Source organism: Streptomyces sp. ATLC9 (genome assembly GCF_057196705.1).
In genome coordinates this window covers 1-7,445 of the sequence record NZ_JBXUOY010000253.1, presented here as the reverse complement: position 1 = coordinate 7,445, position 7,445 = coordinate 1, and the positions used below count along the sequence as shown (strand labels likewise).

At 76.2% G+C, this 7,445-nt stretch carries 5 protein-coding genes and 1 pseudogene; 2 read left to right on the top strand and 4 right to left on the bottom strand.

Going from position 1 to position 7,445, the window contains the following annotated elements; genetic code table 11:
• Window positions 1-104: 104 nt before the first annotated feature.
• Complete coding sequence (locus AC2CJA_RS21560) at window positions 105-857, bottom strand: TSUP family transporter (RefSeq protein WP_484604325.1); 753 nt, start codon at window positions 855-857, stop codon at window positions 105-107.
• Window positions 854-1,354, bottom strand: a complete 501-nt coding sequence (locus tag AC2CJA_RS21555; RefSeq protein ID WP_484604324.1) for an FBP domain-containing protein — start codon at window positions 1,352-1,354, stop codon at window positions 854-856. Before AC2CJA_RS21555 ends, AC2CJA_RS21560 begins: the two co-directional genes overlap by 4 nt.
• Before the next feature lie 241 nt (window positions 1,355-1,595).
• On the opposite strand from AC2CJA_RS21555, the gene AC2CJA_RS21550 reads away from it, so the two are divergent.
• Entirely contained in the window at window positions 1,596-2,849 is a 1,254-nt protein-coding gene (locus tag AC2CJA_RS21550) for a hypothetical protein (RefSeq protein WP_484604323.1), read from the top strand.
• 30 nt (window positions 2,850-2,879) lie between these two features.
• On the opposite strand, the gene AC2CJA_RS21545 is transcribed toward AC2CJA_RS21550, so the two are convergent.
• A complete protein-coding gene (locus AC2CJA_RS21545; protein WP_484604322.1) occupies window positions 2,880-4,964 on the bottom strand; it encodes a SpoIIE family protein phosphatase in 2,085 nt (694 codons plus the stop codon).
• A gap of 13 nt (window positions 4,965-4,977) precedes the next feature.
• The gene (locus AC2CJA_RS21540; protein ID WP_484604321.1) at window positions 4,978-6,198 is read right to left on the bottom strand and encodes an acyl-CoA dehydrogenase family protein; all 1,221 of its coding nucleotides are present in this window, start codon (window positions 6,196-6,198) and stop codon (window positions 4,978-4,980) included.
• A 528-nt stretch (window positions 6,199-6,726) separates the two neighbouring features.
• Here AC2CJA_RS21540 and AC2CJA_RS21535 point away from each other — a divergent pair.
• Window positions 6,727-7,445 (top strand): annotated as a pseudogene (locus AC2CJA_RS21535) (hypothetical protein); the annotation flags it as partial.

Below are 7,445 nucleotides of genomic sequence, written 5' to 3'. Positions count from 1 at the left end.
CCCCCGCCGCTACGCGGGGCCCACCGGGCCCCGGGGGGGGCCTCACGTCCCGCCGCCGCCCCGGCGCCGGAACGGGTACCACGGCGGGGCCTGAGCAGGACGCACTACAGCAGGGCGCCCAGAGCGGCGAGCAGGACGGAGGCGGCGACGACCGCGCCGTTGACCGCAGCCAGACGGGCCGGGGAGACGCGGCGGGCCAGACGGGCGCCGGCCAGGAGCCCGGCGAGCTGCGGCGGCAGGCAGACCGCAGCCAGCAGCAGCGCGTTCGCGACCTGCGCGTCCTCGCCGACGGCGAGGAAGGTGGCGACCCGCACCACGGCCGCCACCAGCAGGACGCGCGTCACCACGACCCTGAGGTCGTGGGGGGTCAGCACGCGCTGGAGATGGACGACGAGGGGCGGGCCGCCGATCCCGGTGAGGCCGCCGACGAATCCGGCCAGCAGCCCGGCCGCCCCGTCACGGGCGTCCAGCGGCCGGGACTGGCCCACCGGGCCCCGCCGCCGGGCGTCCACCACCGCCGCCAGACCGGTGAGCACCGCCAGCACCAGGGCGGCTGCGGCCACGGCCTCGGGCACGCGGGTCAGGGCCACCACCCCGGCGGCCGTCCCCACCGCCATGAACGCGCCGGTCAGCAGACCCTCCCGGCCCCGGCGGACGTGCCGGTCCGCGGCGGTGAGCGCCGCGCCGGAGGTGGCGTCCAGGACTCCGGAGGCGGCCACCGCGGCCGGCTGGCCGAACAGCAGCGACGCCACGGGGACGAACAGCGTCGCGGGCCCGAAGCCGGTGAGGCCCTTGAGGCCGTGGGCGACCGCGGCCAGGAGGCCGACGGCCGCCAGCTGCTCCGGGCCGAGGCTCACGCCTGGAGCCGGTCGAGGAAGGCGAGGAGGTTGGCCCTGGTCCGCTCCGCCTGCTCCTCCACCGTCAGCGACTCCTCCAGGCGCCCGCCGCCGTCGGGGACCTTCCCGCCGCGCACGTACAGGGAGCAGGCGAGGTCGGCGCACATGTACAGCCCGACCGAGTCGCCCTCGCGTCCGGCCCGGCCGGCCTTGGGGGCGGCCATCAGGGCCACGCCGTCGGCCGGGTGCGTGGTCAGGCACAGCGAGCACATGCCGCCGCCGCGGCGGGCGCGGCCCGGCTGCCGGGCGGGGGCGCGGAGGACCACGCCCGTGAGGAGGCCGTCTCGTTCGGCGACGACACAGCCGCGGTCGGGGGCGGCGGGATCGCGCCAGCCGAGGAAGTCCAGCTCGTCCCAGGGCTTTTCGGTCAGGTCGCGCGGCAGCGCCATGCGTCTCGCCTCGCCCTTGGAGCAGTTGACGAACGACGCGCGGATGTCCTTCTCGGTCAGGGATCTCATGGCGGGCAGCCAACCATTCGCGGGGAATCTCAGGCAAAAGGTTAATACTCACGGGGCGCCCGGCGTCGGCGCGGTACGTGCCGCACGCCGTCGCCGCGTCGGTGCCGCACGGCGACCGCGGAGCGGGGTGGGCGGGGCGACGGGCGTGCGCGTGTCTGAACGGCTAAAGGTCCGAAATGATCCAGAATGGTGGAAAGTGCTCCATGTTGACCACAGTTGTCCCGTTGCCGAGGAGCGTGGCATGCATGTTCGCGAAGGGCTCCCCGACCAGCCCACCCGCGTCGGCCGCATCGACTGGCCCAGGGAAGGCGACAACGGTACGCACCTGCGCCTGAGGAGCGGGCACGTCGTCGTCTTCGACCGGCAGCCCTGGCGGATCCTGGAGATCGACGAGTACCGGGACCACCCCTGGCCGCTCTCCTACGAGCAGGCCTGGCGCGAGCACCTCGAACTGTGGCGGCACTCGGAGGACCTGCGCAGGATGAACGGGCGGCCGAACGCGCAGCCCCCCGAGCGGTCCGACTTCTACAAGCGGCCCGTGGTGCTGGTCCTGCGCAACGAGAACTTCCCGCGCTCCGCGCCCAAGCACTGGTGCGCGCCCGTCAGCCACGGCTGGCAGGTCCTGCCGGAGCACTACGCGGTCTGCCGCACCTGCGGCGAACTGCCGCCCTGCGGCAACGGGGAGTACCGCGGGGAGATCGGTCCCCGCGCCGCCGCGCAGAAGGAGGTCGCGGGGCTGTGCGTGCCGGCCGGCTGCTGCATCGGCTGCGCGGAGCCCGTCAAGCCCCGGATGCGGACGGTGCGCTTCCCCGGTCCGAACCTCTGGTACCCCGACCTGGGCGAGGGCAGCGCGGTCTTCCACGCCCGCACCGCCTGCGCCGACCAGGTCGAGTGCTACCGGCTGCAGTGGAAGGCCGAGCACGTCCCCACCGCGCCGCAGCCGACGGCGCCGCTGTGGTCCCCTGGCACCGCCGAGAACGTGCTGCCGCCGCAGACCAGGTTCTCGCCGGACGCGTCGAGGCCCGCCGGGGGATGGAGCGCTCCGGCGGCCGGTGGCGGCGGTACGGGCGCGGCGCCCGCCGCGCCGGAGACGTCGGCGGCGTCCACCGCACCCGCCGTACCCCGCTCCGAGTCCCGGGCCGCGCCCGCGCCCGCTCAGTCCCCGCGACCGGCCCAGCCCCCGCAGCCCCCGCAGCCCGCGGAACCCGCACCCGTACCCCTCGTCCCGGCGACTCCGGCCGCACCCGCCGCACCCGCCCCGGCGCCCCCCTCGGGCGAGCCCGCGGCCCCCGGCGCACCCGCCGTGCCGCCCGCCGAGGAACTGGACGCGATGCGCCGGCTCACCGAGGACCTCAGCAGCTCCCTGTCCGCGTCCGCCGACCGGCCCGCCTTCCACGACGCAGAGCAGGCCGCCCGGGTGATCGAGGAGCTCACCGCCGCGGTCCGCAACATCGCCCTGTGCCTGAACGGCACCAACCTCCGCGCCCGCCCCTGAGGGCCCGGAGCGGCGCCGGCCCGGAGCCGGTCAGCCCAGGCGGGCGATGGCCAGGACGGCCAGGTCGTCGCGGAGCCGCTCGCCCCACCAGGAGTGGGCGTCCTCCAGCAGGGCCGCGACCACGCGGTCGGCGGGGCGCCCGTCACCGGCCGGCGGCGGGTGTGCGGCCAGCAGGGCGGCGAGGTCCTCGGGCTCGCGGCGGTCCTCCGCCCCGGCGCCCTCGGTGAAGCCGTCGGTGTAGAACACCAGGGTCTCGCCAGGCCGCAGCTCCACCTCGGTCACCGGGTGGTGCAGTTCGTCCAGGACGCCCAGCAGCGGACCGCGCACCTCCAGCGGCACGGCGCGGCCGTCGGCGCGGCGCAGCAGCGGGGCGGGGTGCCCGGCGGAGGCGATGCGGACGCGGGCGGTGCCGGAGGGGTCCGCCGGGTCGGAGGGCGGCTCCAGGACGGCGTAGGCGAGGGTGCAGAAGGGGGTGTTCTGCCGCCGCAGCGCGTTGTTGACCAGGCTCAGGACGTGTTCGGGGTCGGTGGTGTGCTGGGCCGCCGCCCACAGGGTGTGGCGCACCAGACCGGTGATGGCGGCGGCGCCGGGCCCCTTCCCGCAGACGTCGCCCAGGGCCAGGACGTACCGGCCGTCGGGAGCGGTGAAGGCGTCGTAGAAGTCCCCGCCGATGTGCAGCCCGCTGCCGAAGGGGTGGTAGCGGGCGGCGAGGTCGAAGCCGGGCAGCTCGGGCAGGCGGGGCGGGAGCAGCGGGCGCTCCAGGGCCTGGGTGGTGGCGCGCAGCCGGTGCAGCAGGCGGTCCCGCTGGATGCCGACGGCGACCTGGTCGGCGATGTTCTCCAGGATGGACAGCGTGGAGCCGGGCAGGGCCAGCCGGGTGTTCAGGGCCAGCACGCCGATCGGCTCCCCGCCGGAGACCAGCGGATAGCCCGCGAAGGAGCCCGCCGGCCGACTGGACCCGGACGGCGGCCCGCCGGGGGGTGCGAGGTCCAGATGGGGACGCTGCCGGGCGGCGATCCGCCCGACCAGGTCCTCGTCGGCGTGCCCGGGGTGGAGACCGCCGGCGGCGGTGGTGCGGTCGACGTCGGCGCAGGCGGCGGGCTCGGGTCTGCCGGACGGCGTCAGGGTCCACAGGCAGACGCGGTCGGCGCCCAGCCGGTCCGCGGTGGCCCGTACGCAGCGGTGCAGGCGCTCGGCCAGCGGGCCGGGGGCCGTCATGGCGGCGGCGACCTCCGCGCTGAGCAGGGCGTGGCCGGTGCGTTCGGCGAGCTTGCGCTGCGCGTGCAGGCGGTCGGTGACGTCCTCGGCGAGCACCAGGACGCGCTCGCGGCCCTCGGAGTCCGTCACCTTCTGGGGGGCCACGCGTATGGCCTGCGAGGTGCCGTCGGACCCGGTGCGCTCGAAGACCACGTCGGGACCGGGGGCGGACTGCTCCCGGGCGGTGGCCAGGTGCTGCCGCAGCGCGGCGCGGGCGTCCGGCGGGAACAGGTCGGCCAGTGGACGGCGGAGCGAGCCGTGGTCGTCCAGCTGCAGGACGTCCGAGGCACGGTGGTTCCAGGCGAGCACCGCGCCGTCGTCGTCCAGCATGAGGGCGCCGATCGGGGCCTGGGTGAGGAACTCGCCCAGCAGCCGCTCCCCCAGCTGCCGGCCCATCACCGTGCCGGTGGCGAGCTGCCGCTGGACGGTGGCACGCACCGAGATCTCGGCGCGCCGTCCGGTCACGCCCTCCAGCAGTTCGCGGGCCGTCCGCGGCAGCAGGTCGGCCCGTGCGTCCGGGATCCGGCGGACGAGGTCGGCGGAGAAGAGTATCGGCAGCGTGGTGAGCCGGGAGTCGGTGGCGGAGGTGGCGACCACCACCACCGCCAGGTCCGCCGGGTGGGGACGCAGCGCGTGGATCAGGCCGACCGGGGCCGGTACCCGCCGGCCCACCACCGCCACGGCGGGCCGGCGTTCGCCGGGCCTGCCCTCGGTGTGCTCCAGGACGCTCGCGGCCGTGACGTGGACGAGTTCGGCCTCCTCGCCGGACACGGTCCCCTCGCCGAACGCGGCCTCGAAGTCCTCCGCGGTCTCGGGAAGGACGTCCACCAGCAGGATGCGGTTCTTCTCGCCGGGCATCGTCAGTACACCGTCAGCCTTCCAGCAGCGGTTCGTCCAGCAGGGCCTTGCCCGCCCACACCCGCAGCACGTCGGTGACCGGGGCCATCACATGGGCGGCGCGGGCGTCGCGCAGCATCCGCTGCAGCGGCGAGTCCGTCCCGTAGCCGATCCCGCCGAGCAGGGTCAGGGCGTCGTTCACCGTGGCCTCCGCCGCGTCGGCGACCTCGGCCTTGGCCGAGGCCAGCCCCGGCAGGGCCTCGGGGCCGCCGAGCTCCGCCTCGGCGGCGGCCTGGTAGATCAGCCGCCGGGTGCGCTCCACCCGGGCCCACATCGTGCCCAGCCGGTGCTGTACGACCGGGTTGCCGGCCAGGGCGCGGCCGGCGCGTGTGCGCCGCCGCAGCAGATGGGTGCGGGTCTCCTCCAGGGCTGCCGCGGCGACGCCCAGGTAGGTGCCGGACATGGCCATCAGGAAGTAGGGGGCGACGACGTTGAACACGTACCAGATCTCGTCGCCCTCCTTCCCCAGCAGGCACTCGGCGGGGATCTCCACGCCGGGCAGCTCCAGGCCGCGCGAGGAGTTGCCCCGCATGCCGAAGCCGTGCCACTGGGGACCCCACCGAAGGCCGGGCGCGTCGGCGTCGACGACCGTGCAGGAGAACTGGCCGGGCGGCGTCTTTGGCCCCACGGCGACGGTGGACACGACGTAGGAGTCGGCGTGGCCGCCGTTGGTGACGAAACTCTTGGTGCCGGTCAGCCGCAGCCGGTCGCCGCCGGAGCGCTCGACGCGCTCCATGCGGGTCTGCGGCAGCCAGAACTCGCCGCCCGTCCCGGGCTCGGACAGGGCCAGGGTCGTCAGGTGCTCCCCGGCGGCGATCGGCGCCAGGTACCGCTCCCGCTGCACGGTGCCGGCCTGCGCGGCGATCACCGCCGAGCCGACCAGGTGCATGCCGAAGCAGATCGACGTCGAGGCGCAGGCCCGGCCCGTCGCCTCTCCCACCTGCGCCACGGCCAGCAGACCGTGGCCCATGCCGCCGGAGTGCTCGGGCACCACCAGTCCGCCCAGCCGGGACAGCAGGGCCGCCATGCCTTCCCCCGGCCACCGCTGCTCCGCGTCCACCGAGGCCGCCCGCGGGGCCAGGGTCTCCTCGGCGATCTCCCGGGCGACGGAAACCGCGGCCCCCAGTTCGATCCGCACCACCGCTGTACTCCGCTTCTTCGTACGAACCCGGTCGACAGCATCGGCGGGCGTCACGGTCTCCGGCACCCTTGCCGGACGGCAACGGTCCCGTAGCCTACTTGAGACATCTTCCGCACCGGGAAGCCAGGAGTCCGGTGGGCGCGGCCCCGCTTCGCGGCCCGCCCGGCAGCACGCTCCGCGGGCCCGTCCGGCGGTCGCAGGCGCCCCGCCGGCGGCAGGCGGCCCCGGCTCCTCCGAGCAGGCCAAGTACCAGGTCGGGCGCTGCTCTTCGTTCCCCCTCGCGCCCGGCTCCGGGCCGGGGCGTGCCACGGCTCCCGGTGTGTCCGGGTTCTCACCGACGGCGTCCGGCCACGCGCCTGGGGTGTACGTCACAGCGCTCGTGTCCTCCCGCGCGCCCCTTCCTCCGTCGCCCGCCGGGGCCGCGCGCCGGAGCGTGTCCGTAGGCCGGCTGCCGTAGGGCCGTCGTCCGATCGGTGCGGCCGCCGCGCGGGTGCGCGCCGCCCCGGCCGGCGCGCTGGTACAACGGCGGGCGGGGGCAGACCGCAGGCCGCAGGACGACCGGGTGGAGGCCTCGTGAACGCCATGCCGGGCAGAACGCCGGGCGGAGCACCGACCTTCGGCCGCACGGTGCCGGTCCCCGGCGGGCTACTCGCCCCCGGAGGAATCAGAGGGCTCGGCGGCGTCGGCACCGGCGCCACGGCCGCGGCGCCGGGCTCGCCGAGCGCCCTGCGGCGGGAGGCCCGCAAGCTGGCGGCCGTCTGCGTCCTGCTGACGCTGTCCGCCGCCCTCCTGGTGCCGCTCACCCTGCCGCTCGGCTGGGACGAGACCGTCTACGCCAGCCGCTTCTCCCCCTACGGCCCCCCGACCCCCTTCAGCGCCCCGCGCACCCATGGCGTGCCCCTGCTGCTGTTTCCCGTCGCCTCCTGGAGCGACTCGGCCGTGCTGCTGAGGGGCTGGCTGCTGGCGCTGTCGAGCATCGCGCTCTATCTGGGCTTCCGCTCCTGGCTGCGGGTGGTGCCCCGGCCGTCGGCGGTGTGGGTGGCGGCGGCGCTGTACGGCTCGCTGTGGACGGTGCTGTTCTACGCGGGCGCCGCCATGCCCAACCACTACACGGCGATGGGCGCGCTCGCGGCGGTGGGCTGTTTCGCGGGAAGCGGATCCGGCCGCGGTGCGCGGCCCGCCGGACTGGCCGCCGGACTGGCCGTGGCGACCCTGATGCGGCCCAACGAGGGCGCGGCCCTCGCCGCGCCCCTGCTGCTGGCCGCCGTCGCGGTGCCCGCCTGGCGCGGCCGGGGCAGGAT

Excerpts from the sequence above, each read along its gene's own strand:
- AC2CJA_RS21545 (WP_484604322.1), bottom strand. The coding sequence starts at position 4,964 with ATGCCCGGCGAGAAGAACCGCATCCTGCTGGTGGACGTCCTTCCCGAG.
- AC2CJA_RS21550 (WP_484604323.1), top strand. The coding sequence starts at position 1,596 with ATGCATGTTCGCGAAGGGCTCCCCGACCAGCCCACCCGCGTCGGCCGC.
- AC2CJA_RS21555 (WP_484604324.1), bottom strand. The coding sequence starts at position 1,354 with ATGAGATCCCTGACCGAGAAGGACATCCGCGCGTCGTTCGTCAACTGC.